Origin of the sequence: Paenibacillus sp. BK033 (assembly GCF_004345425.1) — a bacterium.
Classification (GTDB): Bacteria; Bacillota; Bacilli; order Paenibacillales; family Paenibacillaceae; genus Pristimantibacillus.
On sequence record NZ_SLVP01000001.1, the window covers coordinates 1,116,786 to 1,136,073 of the forward strand.

Annotated in this window: 20 protein-coding genes; 18 read left to right on the forward strand and 2 right to left on the reverse strand. The window is 52.3% G+C overall.

What is annotated here, in order from left to right; translation table 11 throughout:
• The 17 genes from EV294_RS04880 to EV294_RS04955 all read left to right on the forward strand — a co-directional run bounded on the left by EV294_RS04880 (nt 1) and on the right by EV294_RS04955 (nt 16,045).
• Complete coding sequence (locus tag EV294_RS04880; RefSeq protein ID WP_132304336.1) at nt 1-1,257, forward strand: stage II sporulation protein P; 1,257 nt, start codon at nt 1-3, stop codon at nt 1,255-1,257.
• 60 nt (nt 1,258-1,317) lie between these two features.
• Complete coding sequence (locus EV294_RS04885) at nt 1,318-1,746, forward strand: hypothetical protein (RefSeq protein WP_132304338.1); 429 nt, start codon at nt 1,318-1,320, stop codon at nt 1,744-1,746.
• Between the two features lie 98 nt (nt 1,747-1,844).
• Complete coding sequence (gene lepA, locus EV294_RS04890; protein WP_132304340.1) at nt 1,845-3,662, forward strand: translation elongation factor 4; 1,818 nt, start codon at nt 1,845-1,847, stop codon at nt 3,660-3,662.
• A gap of 67 nt (nt 3,663-3,729) precedes the next feature.
• Nucleotides 3,730-3,870, forward strand: a complete 141-nt coding sequence (locus EV294_RS30225; protein ID WP_165930580.1) for a hypothetical protein — start codon at nt 3,730-3,732, stop codon at nt 3,868-3,870.
• Nucleotides 3,871-3,971: 101 nt separating this feature from the next.
• Nucleotides 3,972-5,150 (forward strand): radical SAM family heme chaperone HemW, encoded by a 1,179-nt coding sequence (hemW, locus tag EV294_RS04895; protein WP_132304342.1) that lies wholly within the window; start codon nt 3,972-3,974, stop codon nt 5,148-5,150.
• Nucleotides 5,151-5,239: 89 nt separating this feature from the next.
• Nucleotides 5,240-5,719, forward strand: a complete 480-nt coding sequence (locus EV294_RS04900; RefSeq protein WP_132304344.1) for an N-acetyltransferase — start codon at nt 5,240-5,242, stop codon at nt 5,717-5,719.
• Between the two features lie 181 nt (nt 5,720-5,900).
• The gene (gene hrcA / locus EV294_RS04905; RefSeq protein ID WP_132304346.1) at nt 5,901-6,926 is read left to right on the forward strand and encodes a heat-inducible transcriptional repressor HrcA; all 1,026 of its coding nucleotides are present in this window, start codon (nt 5,901-5,903) and stop codon (nt 6,924-6,926) included.
• A gap of 320 nt (nt 6,927-7,246) precedes the next feature.
• Complete coding sequence (gene grpE, locus EV294_RS04910; protein ID WP_132304348.1) at nt 7,247-7,786, forward strand: nucleotide exchange factor GrpE; 540 nt, start codon at nt 7,247-7,249, stop codon at nt 7,784-7,786.
• Nucleotides 7,787-7,964: 178 nt separating this feature from the next.
• Nucleotides 7,965-9,809: a molecular chaperone DnaK gene (dnaK, locus tag EV294_RS04915; RefSeq protein WP_132304350.1), complete on the forward strand. Its 1,845-nt coding sequence runs from the start codon at nt 7,965-7,967 to the stop codon at nt 9,807-9,809.
• A gap of 105 nt (nt 9,810-9,914) precedes the next feature.
• Nucleotides 9,915-11,054, forward strand: coding sequence for a molecular chaperone DnaJ (gene dnaJ, locus EV294_RS04920; protein WP_132304352.1), 1,140 nt, complete (start codon nt 9,915-9,917; stop codon nt 11,052-11,054).
• Nucleotides 11,055-11,154: 100 nt separating this feature from the next.
• Nucleotides 11,155-11,325, forward strand: coding sequence for a YfhD family protein (locus EV294_RS04925; protein WP_132304354.1), 171 nt, complete (start codon nt 11,155-11,157; stop codon nt 11,323-11,325).
• A complete protein-coding gene (locus EV294_RS04930) occupies nt 11,325-11,537 on the forward strand; it encodes a hypothetical protein (RefSeq protein WP_015843811.1) in 213 nt (70 codons plus the stop codon). Before EV294_RS04925 ends, EV294_RS04930 begins: the two co-directional genes overlap by 1 nt.
• A gap of 102 nt (nt 11,538-11,639) precedes the next feature.
• Complete coding sequence (gene prmA / locus EV294_RS04935; protein WP_132304356.1) at nt 11,640-12,641, forward strand: 50S ribosomal protein L11 methyltransferase; 1,002 nt, start codon at nt 11,640-11,642, stop codon at nt 12,639-12,641.
• On the forward strand, nt 12,638-13,309 hold the full coding sequence (locus tag EV294_RS04940; RefSeq protein WP_132304358.1) for a site-2 protease family protein: 672 nt from the start codon (nt 12,638-12,640) through the stop codon (nt 13,307-13,309). The genes prmA and EV294_RS04940 overlap by 4 nt, the downstream gene beginning before the upstream one ends.
• A gap of 63 nt (nt 13,310-13,372) precedes the next feature.
• Nucleotides 13,373-14,149 (forward strand): RsmE family RNA methyltransferase, encoded by a 777-nt coding sequence (locus EV294_RS04945; RefSeq protein WP_132304360.1) that lies wholly within the window; start codon nt 13,373-13,375, stop codon nt 14,147-14,149.
• Between the two features lie 7 nt (nt 14,150-14,156).
• Nucleotides 14,157-15,503, forward strand: a complete 1,347-nt coding sequence (gene mtaB, locus EV294_RS04950) for a tRNA (N(6)-L-threonylcarbamoyladenosine(37)-C(2))-methylthiotransferase MtaB (protein WP_132304362.1) — start codon at nt 14,157-14,159, stop codon at nt 15,501-15,503.
• A 110-nt stretch (nt 15,504-15,613) separates the two neighbouring features.
• Nucleotides 15,614-16,045: an NUDIX hydrolase gene (locus tag EV294_RS04955; protein ID WP_132304364.1), complete on the forward strand. Its 432-nt coding sequence runs from the start codon at nt 15,614-15,616 to the stop codon at nt 16,043-16,045.
• Here the strand turns inward: EV294_RS04955 and EV294_RS04960 are convergent.
• Nucleotides 16,042-17,010: a Na/Pi cotransporter family protein gene (locus EV294_RS04960; RefSeq protein ID WP_132304366.1), complete on the reverse strand. Its 969-nt coding sequence runs from the start codon at nt 17,008-17,010 to the stop codon at nt 16,042-16,044. The two genes, EV294_RS04955 and EV294_RS04960, sit on opposite strands and share 4 nt — an antisense overlap.
• 96 nt (nt 17,011-17,106) lie before the next feature.
• Here EV294_RS04960 and EV294_RS04965 point away from each other — a divergent pair, with 96 nt between their 5' ends.
• Nucleotides 17,107-18,474: a class I SAM-dependent rRNA methyltransferase gene (locus EV294_RS04965; RefSeq protein ID WP_132304368.1), complete on the forward strand. Its 1,368-nt coding sequence runs from the start codon at nt 17,107-17,109 to the stop codon at nt 18,472-18,474.
• A 324-nt stretch (nt 18,475-18,798) separates the two neighbouring features.
• Here the strand turns inward: EV294_RS04965 and EV294_RS04970 are convergent, their stop codons facing one another.
• The gene (locus tag EV294_RS04970; RefSeq protein WP_132304370.1) at nt 18,799-19,119 is read right to left on the reverse strand and encodes a hypothetical protein; all 321 of its coding nucleotides are present in this window, start codon (nt 19,117-19,119) and stop codon (nt 18,799-18,801) included.
• Nucleotides 19,120-19,288: the final 169 nt, after the last annotated feature.

Genomic DNA, 19,288 nt, shown 5'->3' on the forward strand with positions numbered 1-19,288 from the left:
ATGAAAAGAACCATCATGTTGTTTGATCTGACACGCGGGAGCAAACGGATTCGCCGGCTGCTTGTAACCGGAAAAACCTTCGCGGTGTTATCGATAAGCTCCATGCTGTTTTTCGTGGCGATAGGGATAGCGGGGATGGCCCAGCAGCATTCGCTTGCCGCGCCGGTATCTTCCATGTCCGGTTTCGCGGCATCTGTTTCAAGCGGTTTTTTTGGGGATATGCTAGAGATGGAGATGCCTCAGTTCAAGAGCACCAAATCGGGCGAGGAGTTGTCTGGCACGCAGATTAGCAGCTTTATCCTCCGTTTGATGACGAACGTTAATCCTGGAGATCCAAGAAGCCTTGTCGCCGGTGAAATTCCGGGTATGGATGCGGATTCGCCATTCCTAATCGCAGGAGGAGTCGGTACGGATCCGAATGTGTGGCCGGAAGATAATATCCCGATTCCGGGTGATGATACGGGCTCAGCCAATGGCGACGACCATGGTCCGGACAATACGGGCGGGGGCAACGAGCCTGCGGATACTCCGGAGCCGCCGGCGGCAACGCCAACTCCCACGGAGAAACCGACACCCACGCAATCGCCGGATGATGCGGGATCGCATACGACGGGGAAAGACAAGGTGGTCTTTATCTATCACTCGCATAGCCGGGAATCCTGGTATCCGGAGATTGCGGACAAGAACGGGGATGCCAACTCGGCTTCCAAAAATATTACGCTGGTAGGCGAACGTCTGGCCGAGAAGCTGGAGGATTTGGGCGTGGGCACTACGCATTCGGATGAGGATTACCCGACGACGGTGCCGGGCTACGATTGGAATTATTCATACAAATACTCGAAAAAAACCGTGCAGGAAGCTATCGCAAGCAATAAAAAGCTGAAATTTTTCTTCGACATCCACCGCGATTCGGGCAGACGCAAAACAACTACCGTGGATATAAACGGCAAAAGCTACGCTCAAGTCTATTTTATTATCGGTCACAAGAACCCGAACTGGAAAAAGAACGCCGAATTCGCAACCCAAATTCACGACGTTCTGGAGAAGCGATATCCCGGGCTTTCCCGAGGGATCTTGGGCAAGACCACGGCAACCGGCAACGGCGAGTACAACCAATCGCTAGCCGAAGACAGCGTATTGATCGAGATCGGCGGGGTGGACAACACCTTGGCCGAGAGCTACCGGACAGCGAATGTATTGGCGAAAGTCATTGCGGATATTTACTGGGATGCGGAGAGGGTATCCGCATCGAAATAATCAAGCTTCTGGCGAGGGCTGCTGCGGCAGCCTCGCCTGGCTAAAAAGGGGCTGGAAGAGATGAAAGGCGCATTCAAATGGATATTGCTTGGAGGCGTGCTAGTATTTATTGCGCTGTATGGCATCGAAATGTCTTCGTCAGGCATTGAACGCATATACGGACCAATCGAGAAGAACAATTCTTCCTCGATTGTATCGGAGGACGACCGGTACAATCTGGCTGCTTCCGATGAGGAATCGCCAACCGTGAAGAGCGGCGGATTGTCCACGGAAGCCGACCGGAAAATCGCCGAGCTCGAGAAGGAATTGAAGGAAGTCCGGAAAATCGCGGAGCAAAACGCGCGGCATGAGCGGCTTCCCGGCCTATCGTCGGACTCCGGGGAACCAACGGTGAACAAGGTAGCCGACGGTACGGCTGGCCTTCTGCAGTCCGTCTCCAATAGCGGGATTCGGTTTATCGCTTCTTTATTTGGTTCGGTTACCGGATAGACAGCCGGGCATCTTGCCGTATCCTCATTGCTGGTATACCATATAGCTGATATAATGGAAAGAATGATTAGCTATATTGGATTGTGTGGGGGTTAGGCATGACTGACGTTCGTGACCGGCAAAAGAAAATTAGGAATTTCTCGATTATTGCACATATTGACCACGGGAAGTCGACGCTCGCTGACCGTATTCTTGAATTTACCGGAGCGTTAAGTTCGCGCGAGATGCAAGATCAGGTTCTCGACCAGATGGATCTTGAGCGGGAACGCGGCATCACCATTAAGCTGCAGGCTGTGCGCCTTACTTATAAGGCGGACGACGGCGAAGAATATTTGCTTAACCTGATCGATACGCCGGGGCATGTCGATTTCACGTATGAAGTATCCCGCAGTATGGCCGCTTGCGAAGGCGCTCTGCTTGTAGTCGATGCGGCGCAAGGCATTGAAGCGCAAACGCTTGCCAACGTGTATCTGGCGCTTGACAACAACCTGGAGATTCTTCCGGTTATTAATAAAATCGACCTGCCAAGCGCCGAGCCCGAGCGCGTGAAACAAGAGATCGAGGATGTTATCGGTCTTGACGCGAGCGACGCGGTTCTGGCTTCCGCCAAAGCGGGGATTGGCATTAAAGAAATTTTGGAGCAAGTGGTACAGAAGGTGCCTGCTCCGACCGGTGATCCGGATGAGCCGCTTAAAGCGCTTATTTTCGACTCGCATTACGATCCGTACAAAGGCGTTATCGTGTATGTGCGCGTTATCGACGGCAGCATCCAGGCCGGCAAGAAAATTCGCTTTATGGCAACCGGCGCCGAGTTTGAAGTGATCGAGGTTGGCGCATTCAAGCCTCGGATGGGTATCGTGGACGAGCTTGCCGTTGGCGATGTAGGCTTTATCGTTGCCGGCATCAAGAACGTAAAGGATACGCGCGTCGGCGATACGGTAACGGAAGCGAAACGTCCGGCTCAGGAAGCTTTGCCTGGTTACCGCAAGATCAACCCGATGGTTTATTGCGGTCTGTATCCGATCGAGACGCAGGACTATAACGATCTGCGCGAAGCGCTCGAGAAGCTTGAGCTTAACGATGCGTCGCTCCGATACGAGCCGGAAACATCGACGGCGCTCGGCTTTGGCTTCCGCTGCGGCTTCCTTGGCCTCCTGCATATGGAGATCATCCAGGAGCGCATTGAACGCGAGTTCAATATTCCGCTTATTACAACGGCTCCAAGCGTTATCTACCGCGTAACGCTGACGAACGGAACGGTTCTCGATATCGACAATCCATCCAATTACCCGGAAGCGGGCAAGCTGGAATATGTGGAAGAGCCGTATGTAAAAGCATCGATTATCGTCCCTAATGATTTCGTAGGCGCGATCATGGAGCTATGCCAAAGCAAACGCGGCGAGTTCGTGAACATGGAGTACCTGGATACGAACCGGGTTACGCTTACTTACGAAATTCCGCTCTCGGAGATTGTTTACGACTTTTTCGACCAGCTGAAATCAAGCACCAAAGGTTACGCTTCGTTTGATTACGAGCTGTCGGGCTACCGCAGATCGAATCTGGTGAAGATGGATATTATGCTGAACGGCGAGCAGGTCGATGCCCTGTCCGTTATCGTTCACCGCGACCGCGCTTACCATCGCGGACGCGGTATTTGCCAGAAGATGAAAGAGCTGATCCCGCGCCAAATGTTCGAGGTGCCGGTACAGGCCTCCATCGGGACAAAGGTTATTGCGCGCGAGACCGTTAAAGCGATGCGCAAAAACGTCCTTGCCAAGTGTTACGGCGGCGACATCAGCCGTAAACGGAAGCTTCTCGACAAGCAGAAGGAAGGCAAGAAGCGGATGAAGCAGGTCGGCAGCGTAGAGGTGCCTCAGGAGGCCTTCATGGCGGTGCTGAAAATCGACGAGGACTAAGAGCGGGCTGCTCCTTAGCCACTGCCCGCGTAGTCGTGAGTTGGGCGGAAGGGGACAGGGTATCTCCTTGCAGCCGCTGTTGCCGATTTTTTTCTTTGAACAATTTGATTCGATTGAAAAAAATGCGGCAAAGGCGGGCGCTTCGCTCCTCCAGGAGATACCCTTTACCCCGCCGCCGAAACTCACGGTCAACGAAAGACAGGACTAAGGAGCTTGCTCTCCTTGGTCCTGTCGATTTTTTATTAGGGGAAATAGTGATCGCTTACGATGTAAGAATTGTTTCGCGATTCTTTATAGGAGGAAATTGAAATGATTAATTACGCGCCGAAGGCGCTTTATATTCATATCCCGTTTTGCACGAACAAGTGTCATTATTGCGATTTTACGTCGTATGTACTAAAGGGACAGCCTGTGGACGAATATCTCGACGCTTTGGAGAGGGAAATGGCGCTCACGGTTGCTCAAATACCGCCGGAGAGAATCGATACGGTATTTGTGGGAGGAGGCACGCCTACGGTACTGACGCCGCCACAAATGGAGCGGTTTCTCGCTTCGGTGAAGAAATATTTCCCCCTTGCCGACGATGCGGAATTTACGATGGAAGCAAACCCTGGCACGACCGACCCGGAGAAGCTGGCGGCCATGTTTGCCGGAGGAGTGAACCGGATCAGCTTTGGCGTGCAATCGTTTGATAACGGGCTGCTGGAGCGCATTGGACGCATTCATAATGTAGACGATGTATACCGCAGCTTGGAAAATGCCCGTGCCGCAGGCTTTACGAATCTGTCGATCGACCTGATGTTCGGACTGCCAAAGCAAACGGTTGAGATGCTGGAGGACAGCGTTAATAAGGCATTGGCGCTTGACCTGCCGCACTATTCGCTTTACAGCCTGAAGGTGGAGGAAAATACGCTCTTCCACAAGCTGTATCAACGCGATGAGCTGCCTCTTCCTCCGGAAGACGAAGAGTTTAATATGTATACCTTGCTTATGGACCGGCTGAAGCAGGCGGGTTACGTTCATTACGAGATCAGCAATTTCGCCAAGCCGGGGTACGAGAGCAGGCATAACTCGACGTATTGGCGCAACGAGCCTTATTACGGGCTTGGAGCCGGCGCCCATGGTTATGCCCGGGGACTTCGCCATGTAAACGTGAAGGGCGTGCAGCCTTTTATCGACTATACAAAAACCAAGCTGCCGCGCCTCGAAGAAAACGTTGTTCCGGAGTACGAGGCGATGGAGGACTTCATGATGGTGGGGCTGCGGCTGCTCAAGGGCGTGCGCGCTTCCGATTACGCCGCTCAATTCGGGGGGCGGAAGCTGGAGGATAAATTCGGTCCAATCATTGAGAAGCTTCTAAAAGACGGCCTGCTGGAGAAGGTCCGGGAGGATGGCGACACGATATACAAATTGACCGATAAAGGCGTTCTTTTCGGCAACGATGTATTTGGCTCGTTTATCGGTTTAGAGGAAGAAGCGGCTGGCTAAAATTCGGAAAAATAGTTCTTGAGAAAACATGCGACATGCTGTATATTTATTCAATAGAATTTATATGCACCGGGTGGAGGCGAAGCAGCATGGAGGCAACGGAACAGTTAACGGTAGTTTGCAGAAAAGCAGCGCCGGAAGATGTGGAAACTTTGTACGAACTCATTAAAGGCTATGCGGAACAGGGAATCATGCTGCCGCGCACCCGGGAGTCGTTATTGCGTCAGATTGATACGTTTGTCGTTGCGGAGATCGGGGATAAGATCGTTGGCTGCGGCTCCTTGCTGCGGCTTGGTCAGGATCTTGTAGAGATTCGTTCCCTCGGCATGTCCCAGGAATATAGAGGCCTAAAGATAGGAAATAAATTGGTTGATTTCCTGGTCGAGCAGGCAAGAGAACAGCAGATTCCCAAGATTATGGCGCTTACGTACGCCGTGAATTTCTTTTTGCGTAACGGATTCACCGTTGTGGAGAAAGAGATTTTTCCGGAGAAAGTATGGAAAGACTGCGTGAACTGTCCGAAGCAGCATGCGTGCGACGAGATCGCCGTGCTCAAAATGTTAAACTAATATTCCGAAGGCCGGGCTGATCGCCTGGCCTTTTTTATTTTTTATCGAAGGACATAGGCCTGAAAAGAGGGAACCGACTTGACAATGCTTAAGCGGGTTTGGTATTTTTGTATTAATGATTAGCACTCGGCCCTAATGAGTGCTAACGAGAAGATCCGATAATCGTTTTGGAGGGATGCGAATGTTGACTGAACGGCAGCGAATGATACTGAATGCAATTGTAGACGACTATATCCGTTCGGCTGAGCCTGTTGGTTCCAGGAGCATATCGAAGCGCGGCGATGTCGCCTTTAGTCCTGCAACGATCCGTAATGAAATGGCTGACCTGGAGGAGTTAGGCTTCCTCGAGCAGCCTCATACATCGGCGGGCCGTATTCCATCAACCAAAGGTTATCGTTATTACGTCGATCATCTCGTGAAACTGAATGAAATTAACGAAAATGATTTGAAGCAGGCCCATTCCTTCTTCTCGGAGAAGATGATTCAAATGGAGCAGGTTATCCAGCATGCCGCGATGATTTTGTCCAATTTGACGAATTACACCTCCATTCTGCTGGGACCGGAAATGTTCAGCAATTCGCTGAAGCACTTTAACCTGGTGCCTCTGGACGAGTCGACGGCGGTTGCGATTATCGTAACCAATACCGGCCATGTGGAAAACCGGACCATTACGGTTCCGCCGGGCATCCGCATGGATGAGATGGAGAAGATCGTAAACATCTTAAACGCCAAGCTGGTCGGTATTCCGCTCGTACGGCTGAAGTCGAAGCTTTACGCCGAGGTAGGCCAGGAGCTTGAGCGTTACGTTGACCATTGCGAGGAAGTGCTTGGCATTCTCGACAGCGCGCTATCTAACGACTCGGAGCAGAGGGTGTTCCTCAGCGGGACAACAAACATGCTTACGCAGCCGGAATTCAAAGACGTCGACAAGGTGAAGACGATTCTTGATTTGCTGGATGAAACGCCAACCGTGATGAAAATGATTTCCGCCGCGCCGTCGGGTATACAAGTTCGGATTGGAACAGAAAATGACCATGAGGCAATCGCGAATTGCAGCTTGATTACGGCTACGTATCAGATTGACGGCCAATCGCTTGGCACAATCGGCATTCTTGGACCGACACGGATGGAATACGGGAAAGTGATCACGCTTCTTGATGTGATTTCGAAGGATATGGCACATATATTGGGACGCTTCTATAAATAGGCTTCTGTTGCTGTTTGGGCGGGTGCTGTGGGGCTTGTGCGCGTACGAGCAGGGTATTGCCTTCCGTCGCTGTTGAAAACGGGAATGTGGATTAGATTCCTGCGGAATATTCCCGTTTTCAAAGGCGAGCGCTCGCGCTCTTCAGGCAATACCCCGCTCTCCCGCGCCCGGCGCGCAGCACCGCAGCGAAAGAGCAAAGGCAACATATTTTACGCGCTTGGGGCGCGTAAACAACTGGCGCTGAACCGCCAGTTGCAATTCTTTTAAGGATTATGCTTACGAAGTAAGAATTGCTTCGCAATTCTTTTAAGGAGGTGAATATGGTGAGTAACGACCAACATAACGAAACAATTGACGAGGTTATAGAAGAACAACAAACAGATCAGCAGGAAGCAAGCGAAGCGCAAGAAGATCCGCGCATTGAAGAACTGACAAAGCTGGCTGAAGAGAATCAGCAACGATACTTACGCGCGCAAGCGGATTTCGACAACTTCCGCCGTCGTACGCAAAAGGAAAAGGAAGATCTTGCGCAATACGCTTCGATGAAGCTGATCGGCCAGCTGCTTCCGGTTGTCGATAATTTCGAGCGCGCTGTTGCTGCGGCTACAGCGAATCAGGATTTTGAAGCTCTTGCCAAAGGCGTGGATATGATCTTCCGCCAGCTGGAACAAACGTTGCAGCAGGAAGGTCTGAAAGCGATGGATGCCGTTGGCGAGCCGTTCAACCCTGAATACCACCAGGCGATTATGACCGTGGAATCGGATGAGCATGAAGAAGGCATCATCGTAGAGGAAGTGCAAAAGGGCTACATCCTGAAGGATCGCGTTCTGCGTCCGGCTATGGTTAAAGTAAGCGGCTAATTATTATTCCGATTACTGGAATTTAAATAAGATTGTTCTAGGCAGATGCTTACGAAGTGAAAATGGCTTCACAATTTCTAAGTAGATGCTTACGAAGTGAAAATGGCTTCACAATTTTCTAAGTAGATGCTTACGAAGTGAAAATTGCTTCACAATTTTCTTTAGGAGGAAACTTACGATGAGTAAAGTTATCGGTATTGACCTTGGTACAACAAACTCTTGCGTTGCGGTAATGGAAGGGGGCGAAGCCGTCGTTATTCCGAATCCCGAAGGCAACCGTACAACACCTTCTGTTGTCGGCTTCAAAAAAGACGGCGAGCGTATCGTAGGCGAAACTGCGAAACGTCAAGCCATCACAAACCCTGACCGTACGGTAATCTCGATCAAACGCCATATGGGTACCAATCATAAAGAAGTGATCGACGGCAAAGAATATACGCCGCAAGAAATTTCGGCCATCATCCTGCAAAAGCTTAAATCCGACGCTGAAGCTTACCTGGGCCAACCGGTAACGCAAGCGGTTATTACGGTTCCGGCTTACTTCAATGACAGCCAGCGCCAGGCAACGAAAGACGCCGGCAAAATCGCGGGACTGGAAGTTCTCCGTATCGTCAACGAGCCGACGGCTGCGGCACTGGCTTACGGCCTCGAGAAATCCGAAGATCAAACGATCCTCGTATACGACCTTGGCGGCGGTACGTTCGACGTTTCGATCCTCGAGCTTGGCGACGGCTTCTTCGAAGTTAAAGCAACGAGCGGCGACAACAAGCTGGGCGGCGACGACTTCGACCAAGTGATTATCGATTACCTGGTGTCCGAATTCAAGAAGGAGCAAGGCGTTGACCTCTCCAAAGACAAGGCGGCTGTGCAACGTTTGAAAGACGCTGCCGAAAAAGCGAAAAAAGAGCTTTCCGGCGTTCTGACGACAACGATTTCCCTGCCGTTCATCACGATGGCTGACGGCGTACCGCAGCACTTGGAGCTGAACCTGACTCGCGCGAAATTCGAAGAATTGTCCGCGCACCTGGTTGAGCGTTCCCTGGCTCCTACGCGTCAAGCATTGAGCGATTCCGGTCTGTCCGTGAGCGAAATCGATAAAGTTGTCCTTGTAGGCGGTTCGACTCGTATTCCTGCCGTGCAGGAAGCGGTTAAAAAGCTGATCGGCAAAGAGCCTCACAAAGGCGTTAACCCGGACGAAGTGGTTGCCCTTGGCGCAGCTGTTCAAGCGGGCGTATTGACTGGCGACGTTAAAGACGTTGTCTTGCTCGACGTTACGCCATTGTCCCTCGGTATCGAGACTGCAGGCGGCGTCTTTACGAAGATGATCGACCGCAATACAACGATTCCTACAAGCAAATCGCAAATCTTCTCCACTTACGCTGACAACCAGCCGGGTGTTGAGATTCACGTTCTGCAAGGCGAGCGTCAAATGGCTGCCGGCAACAAAACGCTGGGCCGCTTCACGCTGAACGATATTCCTCTTGCTCCGCGCGGCGTACCGCAAATCGAAGTTACTTTCGACATCGACGCGAACGGTATCGTTAACGTATCGGCAATGGATAAAGGCACTGGCAAAAGCCAAAAAATCACGATCACTTCCTCGAGCGGCCTAAGCGATGAAGAAATCGAGAAAATGATGAAGGATGCCGAGCTGAACGCGGAAGAGGATCGCAAACGCCGCGAGCTTGTTGAAGCGAAGAACAGCGCAGACCAACTCGTTTACTCGGTTGACAAAACGCTGAAGGATCTGGGCGATAAAGTAGATGCTTCCGAAATCGAGAAAGCAAACGCGGCGAAAGAGAAAGTAACAAACGCGATTGCAACTGACGATCTCGAGCAAATCAAGCAAGCGTCTGACGAGCTGACAGAAATCGTTCAACAGCTGTCCGTGAAGCTTTATGAGCAAGCTCAAGCTGCTCAAGGCGGCGCGGAACCGGGTGCTGAAGCAGCCGACGCGGGCGCTCGCGGCAAAGACAATGTTGTTGACGCCGACTATGAAGTAGTTGACGAAAACAAGAAATAAGACTTAACTTGTAATGGGAGAGGTCAAAGACGGGGTCTTCCTGTCTTTGGCCTCCTTGTGCGAATAGACTGTTTTTGCAGCAAACATGGGTGGAGGTGAGATGAGTTGGCAGATAAACGCGATTATTACGAGGTGCTTGGCGTAAGCAAAGGCGCTTCCGGTGACGAGATCAAGAAGGCGTACCGGCAGCTGGCGCGCAAGTACCATCCTGACGTCAATAAAGAAGCGGACGCGGAAACGAAGTTTAAAGAAGTAAAGGAAGCTTATGATGTTCTGAGCGATGACGGGCAACGAGCGAGATACGACCAGTTCGGTCACGTTGATCCTAATCAAGGCATGGGCGGAGCTGGCGGATTCTCCGGAAATGGTGACTTTGGCGGCTTTGGCGATATCTTTGACATGTTCTTTGGCGGTGGCGGCGGGCGCCGCGACCCGAATGCGCCGCAGCGCGGCAATGACCTGCAATATTCGATGACGATCGAGTTCAAGGAAGCGGTGTTTGGCAAAGAGACGGAAATCACGATTCCTCGCACGGAATCTTGCGATACTTGCGCAGGCTCCGGCGCAAAGCCGGGAACCAAGCCGGAAACCTGTACCGTATGTCATGGCTCCGGCCAGCAGGAGGTTGTCCAGAATACGCCGTTTGGCCGTATGGTCAATCGCCGGGCATGCTCGCATTGCGGCGGCTCGGGCAAAGTGATTAAAGAGAAATGCGGAACTTGTCATGGCGCGGGCAGAGTGAAAAAGCAGCGTAAAATTAATGTCCGCATCCCTGCGGGCGTGGATGACGGCGCTCAAATTCGTCTCTCCGGCGAAGGCGAAGGCGGACTCCGCGGAGGTCCGGCAGGCGATTTGTACATCGTGATCCGCGTGAAGGCGCATGAATTCTTCGAGCGCGAGAACGACGACATCTACTGCGAGGTGCCGTTAACCTTCGTACAGGCGGCGCTTGGCGACGAGATCGAGATCCCTACGCTGACCGAGAAAGTGAAGCTGAAAATTCCTGCAGGCACGCAAACGGGTACTTATTTCCGTTTAAAAGGAAAAGGAGTGCCGAAGCTTCGCGGCTACGGCCAAGGCGATCAGCACGTCAAAGTGACGGTTGTGACCCCGACCAAGCTGTCCGATGAACAGAAGGACCTTCTTCGCCAGTTTGGCGGAATCGGCGGCGAGTCGCCGGCAGAGAACCAAGAGCATCACGAATCGATTTTCGAAAAAATGAAGAAAGCGTTCCGCGGCGAGTAGCCCGGAACGTTTTTTTCTGCGCCCCGCGCATAGTTCGGCATCTCATGCAACATGCTACTTAAGTAATGGACCTATACTATACTTAAGGAGTTGCGTAAAAATGACGAACGAGAAAAAAGGCTACATGGAGAAAGTAAACTTTGGCGATTTGCCGGTTGCCAAAAACGAGGATGTCGAGTTCTCCGAAGAGCTTGCGGACGAAGCCGACAAAAAAGCGGAGCAGCGCGCCGCTGCAGCGGATGCTCGGGCTCAGAATGAGCAGGGCGTGTAATGTCTCAGCAGGTTGAGATCCGGGCGAACTTTGGCGAGCCGGCCGCTGCCCAGGAAGCGCTCCGCAAGCTGCAAGCACTAAGAGCCTTTGAAGTGAACGGGTTGTTCGAGAGCGGTCTGCTCACCGCGACGGTGGATGAAGAGATTGTCGAACGGGCCATTCATATGATCGAACAGATTGGCGGCAGCCCCGAGACCGGAACGATCGGCTGACCGCGGAAAGCGGCAAACCTTGTGTTTGCCGCTTTTTTTGTGCATAAATGATGAATAGTGTACAATAGATGGTAGTTTTCACAATGGAGGGTTATAGTACATATGAAATGGCATGAAATTACGATCTCGACAACGGAACAGGCAATCGAGATGATCTCTAACTTTTTGCATGAAATGGACGCGGGCGGCGTATCCATTGAAGAATCGGGTACTTTGAACAAGGAGCGGGATACTTCTCTGGGACAATGGTACGAGAAGCCGCTCAACGATATTCCGGAAGGTCAAGCGGTCATCAAGGGCTACTTCACGGAAAGCGTGGACATGAATGAGCTTAAGCTGCAGATTGTGCCACGGATTGAACAGTTAAAGGAATTCGGCATTGATCCCGGTACTTACGAGATTTCGTTTAAGCTCGTCGACGAAGAAGACTGGGCAACGGCTTGGAAGCAGTACTTCAAGCCTATTAAAGTGTCCGAAAGGCTGACGATCAAGCCGACATGGGAAGAATACGAGCCGGCTGCCGGAGAGAACATTATCGAACTCGACCCGGGCATGGCCTTTGGTACGGGTACGCACCCTACAACCGCGCTTTGCCTTCAAACGCTGGAATCCGTTATTAAAGGCGACGAAGAAGTGATTGACGTGGGTACCGGTTCCGGTATTCTCGCAATCGGCGCGATGAGGCTGGGCGCACGCCGCGTATTGGCGCTTGATCTCGATCCGGTAGCCGTATCAAGCGCGACGGAGAATGTAAGGCTAAACGGCCTGCAGGACGATGTCGAGGTGCTGGAAAGCGATTTGCTGGGCGTGCTGGGCGGCAAAGTCGTTCACGCGGTTAACGAACGGGATGCGCTAACCACTTCGGTATCGCTACCGGTAGATTTGGTAGTTGCGAACATTCTGGCGGAAATTATTCTGCTCTTTATCGACGATGTGTTCGCGGCGCTTAAGCCTAACGGCATTTATATCGCATCGGGAATTTACATGAACAAAGAAGCAGACGTGGAGGAAGGACTGCTCCGGTCGGGCTTTGAAATCGTAGATAAGCGCCGCGATCAGGATTGGATTGCATTCGTGGCGAGAAAGCCGCAGGTGAATGAATGAGCTGGGATGATTTCTTAGCGTATCCAATCGAGGATCTGCCGTTTGTTGCGCTGGTCCTGATCATATCGTTTACGGTGCATGAGTTTGCGCATGCTTATAGCGCCTACAAGTTTGGCGATAATACGCCTAAAGAAATGGGAAGAGTAACCCTCAACCCGCGCGTGCATATCGATCTGCTTGGCGCCATTCTTATTCTGATCGCGGGCTTCGGTTGGGCGAGGCCTGTTCTGATCAACCCGAGCCGGTTCAAAAACCCGCGTCTCATGGGGATTATCGTATCGGCCCTTGGTCCTATCAGCAATTTGCTGCTTGGCGTCTTAGGCGTTCTGATTGTGTTAATACTGGATAAGACGGGTCTGATGTACGCAGGCTCTAACGGCGTTAACTTGGCGCTACAGCATTTTTTCTTTTATTTCATGTATTTGAACTTCCTATTGTTTATCTTTAACCTGATTCCGCTGCCGCCACTCGACGGTTACCGGATCATTCAGGATCTGGTCCCGCTGAAGACTAGAATCAAGATGGATCAAAACGTGCAGTGGGGCATGTACATCTTCCTGCTGCTCGTGTTTATTCCGCCGCTTCGCCGGGTGACGCTTGATCCGATTCTCGGCTGGTGGGAGCCGTTATACAATTTCTTTTTCAATTTATTCCAACCGCTGTTTTAAGCCGCATTTCATAGATTTTTAAGGCGGAAACATGCTATTATGAAGGATGGTTAGACTGACGCAATGCAGCGATATTTTGTGGCAGCGGAGCAGTTTGACGGCTCTAGCGTGCGTTTAATAGGAGAAGATGCCTTCCATGCCGTTCGCGTGATGCGGATGAAGCCGGAAGAAAAGTTTATCGCAAGCGACGGCATTTCCCGCGTAGTGCTTGCTTCGGTGCGGGAAGCTGCCTCTTCTGAGGTTGTGGCGGACATTGTGGAGGAGCTGCCCATGGACAGCGAGTCCAGCTGGTCGGTGACTATCGCGCAAAGCCTGCCTAAGGGCGATAAGATGGAGCTGGTCATCCAGAAGGGGACCGAGATCGGTGCTTACGCTTTTGCGCCATTCCAGTCTGAGCGGATGATCGTCCAATATGACGGCAAGAAGGAAGCGAAGCGTCTGGAGCGCTGGGGCAAGATCGCCAAGGAAGCAGCGGAGCAGTCGCACCGCTGCCGCGTGCCGGCGATCGAGCCGGTGCGCAGCTGGCGCGAGCTGAAGGAAGTTATACCGACGTTTGATTTAGCGTTATTTTGTTACGAACGGGAAGGCGATGCAGCAGCGGGAACGGGCATCCGTGATGCCGTTTCGAACTGGAGGCAGGCTGGCCAAATGCCAGCCGAGCCGAAGGTGCTGCTCATCGTTGGTCCCGAAGGCGGCTTTACGGAACGGGAAGCAGATGAGGCAGAGGCGGCTGGAGCCGTTATCATAGGCCTTGGCAGGCGGATCCTGCGGACGGAAACCGCGGGTATCGTCGGGCTGACCTGCTTGCTGTACGAGGCCGGAGAAATGGGAGGAGCGTAAGAAATTTATGCCATCGGTTGCATTTTACACCTTGGGATGCAAAGTTAACTTTTACGACACGGAAGCCATTTGGCAGCTGTTCAAAAACGAAGGATACGAGCAGGTTGATTTCGAATCGACGGCTGACGTCTACCTGATCAACACATGCACGGTTACCAATACGGGCGACAAGAAGAGCCGCCAGATTATCCGCCGCGCGGTACGCCGTAATCCGAATGCGGTTATTGCGGTTACGGGCTGTTATGCCCAAACGTCTCCGGCAGAGATTATGGCCATTCCGGGGGTAGACCTGGTTATCGGCACGCAGGATCGCGAGAAAATCATGACGTTCGTGAATCAGATTCACGATGACCGCCAGCCGGTTAACGCGGTTCGCAACATTATGAAGACCCGCGAATTCGAGGAGCTGGACGTACCGGATTTCAATGAGCGTACGCGAGCTTTCCTGAAAATTCAGGAGGGCTGCAATAACTTCTGCACCTTCTGCATTATTCCGTGGTCGCGCGGTCTTTCGCGGAGCCGCGATCCGAAGAGCGTGCTCGAGCAGGCGAAGCAGCTTGTAGCTTCCGGTTACAAGGAAATCGTCCTTACCGGTATTCATACGGGCGGGTATGGCGACGACATGGAGAACTATCGTCTCGTTGACCTCCTGTGGGATCTGGACAAGATCGATGGACTGGAGCGAATCCGCATCAGCTCGATCGAAGCCAGCCAGATTGACGACGCGATGATCGACGTATTGAACCGTTCGACCAAAATGTGCCGCCATCTGCATATTCCGCTTCAAGCCGGCGATTCCTCCGTGCTCAAACGGATGCGCCGCAAATATACGACGGACGAGTTTGCAGCCAAGCTCAAACGGATCCGCGAAGCGATGCCTGGCGTAGCGATTACGACAGACGTTATCGTTGGTTTCCCGGGCGAGACGGAAGAAATGTTCGAGAACGGCTATAAGTTCATGGAAGAGGTTGGCTTCTCGGAAATGCACGTCTTCCCGTATTCGAAGCGTACGGGCACGCCGGCGGCCCGCATGGACGATCAAGTGGATGAAGAAGTGAAAAACGAACGCGTTCATAAACTGATTGACCTGTCCGAGAAAATGCAGCTTGCCTATGCCGAGCGGCATATTGGCGCCGTACTCGACGTCATTCCGGAGCGTGACTACAAAGGCGCTCCCGGTACGGGGCTTGTGATGGGTTACTCGGATAACTATATTCAGGTTGTGTTTGAAGGAACCGAAGCGCTTGTCGGCAAGCTTTGCCGCGTGAAAATTACAGAAGCCGGCGTAAATGAATGCCGCGCTCAGCTTGTCCGCGTACTTGAAGATGTACCGGCAGAAGCGATGAGAGCTTAGAGATAGCTATAACGCACGAGGATTTCTCGCTCATTTCTGTAGTATCGGAATAAGCGGGAAATCCTCGTTGTTGCATGCAAATGTCAAGCAGGCAAAAGGGGGAAACGGAAATGGTGGAAATTTCGGCAGGAGGCGTCGTCTATCGCCGGAACGAGGCTGGCCTTTTGCAAATTCAGCTGATTCAGGACCGTTATGGCAAAGTGTCGCTCCCGAAAGGCAAGATGGAGCCCGGGGAGACGGTCGAACAAACGGCGCTTAGGGAAATTGCCGAGGAAACGGGCATGATCGGGGTTATCGTTAAACCGATTGACCAAATCAAGTATCAATATCAGGATGCGAATAAGGGAACCGTCAATAAGGAGGTTCATTATTATTTGGTTGAAGCGGTTGGCGGATCGCTTCAGGCACAGGTGGAAGAAATCCGCGGCGTTGAATGGTTTGACCCGATTGAAGCCTGGAGACGCCAGAAGCAGTCGGGCTATGAGAATAATAACCGGATTGTAGCGGGAGCCCTCAGCTTGCTTGGCGTAAAGTTTGATTAGACCGGCAGCTTGCGGAAGGCCGGCAAATAGCAGAACGGCAAGGCCATCAGCGAGCTAAGAATATTGAAAATCGTTTGAGCGTGAGCGATTTGGCTGGCCGGGGAATGGGCGAACCATTCGGATACAGCCGATAGCTCTCCTAGGAACGGCATGAAGAGCACGGCGCCGCCTGCATTTAGGATGGTATGGGACCATGCTACGTATTGGCCGGACTTTGATCCGCTGAAGGATGCGAGCAGCGCGGTGGCGCAAGTTCCGATATTCGCGCCGAGCACAACGGCTACGCCTAGCTCGAGAGGCATTGCCCCGATGGCTGCAAAGCCCATAATAATACCGATTACAGCAGCACTGCTGTGGACGATTGCTGTCAGCACCGCGCCGGCGGCTAATCCCCACCAGAGGCTGCTTGTTGATTTTTCCAGGAACCAGCCGAACATCGAGCTTTCCTGCACGGCGGGACCGATAGCCTGCATCATGGCCATCCCGGCAAGCAGCAGGCTGAAGCCGCCTAAGGCAACGGCAGAGGAACGGATCGTCTCAAGCAGCCGGATCGAGCGGGCCTGGGGCCATATTCCAAGCTCGTTCAGCATTACGGTCGCGAGCCAACCGGCCAGCGACAGCAGAAGCAAAGGAATAGACAGTTTATTTAAGCTCAGGCCGATCAGCTCGGTCGTCAGACAGGTGCCAATGTTGCTTCCAAGGATAATGCCAAGCGTACGGGGAAAGGTTAGCAGGCCTGCATTGACGAGTCCGATGGCAATTACGGTTACGGCCGTGCTGCTCTGCAGAAAGGCGGTAGTTGCCGTGCCGACGGCAAGGCCGTGGATCGGGGTCGCGGTTGAACGGTGCAAAATACGCTGCAGATACGGGCCGGCCAACCGGTGCAGCGCAAGCTCCATCAGCTTCATCCCGCTAATAAAGATGGTGAAGCCGATCGCCATTGGCAAAAGAATCGAATGGAGCATGGCAGGGTTCTCCTTTTTATAAAAAGTTATCGTTGATACATATGCAAACGGTCAGACAAGCATGACAAGCCAGGATCAGAGAGGGAGATTAACGAAGTGAGCAAAGCGAAAGTTTGGCTGCAGAAGGGCCGCAGGAAACGTCTTGAAGCAGGCCACCCGTGGATTTACGCAAATGAAATCGAAAAGCTGGAAGGGGAAGCGGGGCCGGGGGCTCTGGTAGATGTCGTGGGATCAAACGGCAAATATTTGGCGACGGGCTATTATAATCCTAAGTCCCAGATCACGGTTCGGGTCGTCTCCTATCAGCCGCTCGAAGAGATGGACGCCGACTTCTTCCGAGAAAAGTTCCGTTTATGCGAAGCGCATCGCATCCGGTTCGTGCAGGACCGCGATTGCAGGCTGGTCTATGGAGAGGCTGATTTTCTTCCCGGCCTTGTGGTAGACCGTTTTGCCGACGTGCTGGTTATTCAAGTTTTGACGCTTGGAATGGATATCCGTAGGGAAGCGATTATAGAGGCTCTTGTCGACGTATTCCAGCCGAAAGGGATCTACGAGCGGAGCGACGTTGGGGTTAGACAGCTGGAAGGGCTGGAGCTGCGCACCGGAGTGCTGTATGGGGAGTGCCCGCGCATTCTCGAAATTGAGGAGAATGGGCTTAAACTGGAAGTCGATATCGTGGAAGGTCAAAAGACGGGCTATTTCTACGATCAACGCGAGAATCGCGCTTCTATCGAGCCCCTGATGAAGGGCTGGGGGGCGCGCAGCGGCATTCGCCTCGAGAATCGTCCGGCTGATACGGATACGGAGGTTACGAGGCTTGTACCGGTGAACCCGAACGGGAAAGAAGTGACCTTCCCTTATTGGGACGGTGCGACCGTGCTGGAGTGCTTTGCCCATACCGGCAGCTTTACTCTTCATGCCTGCAAATACGGGGCGAAAAAAGTAACCTGTCTCGACGTATCCGAGCATGCTATCGACACGGCGCGCCGCAACGTGGAGCGCAATGGCTTTACGGACCGCGTAGAATTTGTCGTGGCCGATGCCTTTGATTATTTGCGCACGCAGGTAAAAGGCGTGGAAGAGCGCGCGGAGCGAAGTCGCTCCGGCGCGGATACTTCCAAGCCGCTTAGCGGCAACGGCCGTACCTGGGACGTTGTCATCCTGGATCCTCCTGCTTTTGCCAAGACGAAGAGCGCAGTGGCCGGAGCATGCCGCGGCTATAAGGACATCAACCTGCATGGCCTCAAGCTGGTGAACGAGGGCGGTTATCTCGTAACGGCCAGCTGCTCGTATCATATGCGGCCGGATTTGTTCCTCGAGACGATTCAGGAGGCGGCATCCGACGCCGGAAAGCTGCTGCGCCTCGTGGAGTGGCGGGCTGCAGGCAAGGATCATCCGCAGCTGCTTGGCGTGTCGGAAGGGCATTATTTGAAATTTGCCGTGTTCGAAGTGCGGAGCAAATAAAGCTGAAAGAAGCCGTATGGATCCCAGGGGGAACCATACGGCTTCTTGTTCGAAAAATAGACATATTCAATCGATTGATAGAAGTGTATAATAGAAAAGTAACGCTGATAGGCAGTCGACTGCACCCAGCGGTTCCATAACGGACAGAGCAGTTCACTGCATGTCCGCTAACCCATAATCCGGCAGAGCGGAAATCCGCATGCGGGATTTTTTATTTTAATTCTAAGTATTTATAAGTTTTTCTTACAAACATGGCTTACACGGCTTAGAATTTTTCGGATTGAAACGCTCTCCGCTAAGGACGGAGGTAGCCGGTTCGCCTAGCTAGAAGGATTCTTTGAATTGCCGGCTTAGTTCGACACGCTGAAGCTTCAGCAGCCAGACCTCTTCCCGCAACGTTTTCAAATCGGAAGGATCATCGGAATTTCTCAATTGCCGGTAAAGATCAAGCATCTTCCGGTTGATGACGTCAAACTTCCTCCACAACTCAGCGGCTTTCATCGACAGACCGTGCTGGTTTGTTTGTTCCTTCCACGCGGCAAGTGAACGGGTAATCTCCTGCTGCCACTCCAGATCACCGATTTGCTTGGCATAGTTGTATAAATCCAGATAATCGTTAATCCATTGCGTTTCTTCCGTGGTCATTACCCGTTCCTCCAATCCGGATCGCCTATTACCTAGTATTATACTCGGCATTTAAGGGATTGCAATATTTTCTTGAAAGATAGCGTTTCTTCCAGAACATACGTTTGTCGTCCGGGTGAAAATAGACCCGCGATATGATAGAATTATAGATTATGAAATAGATTCAGAG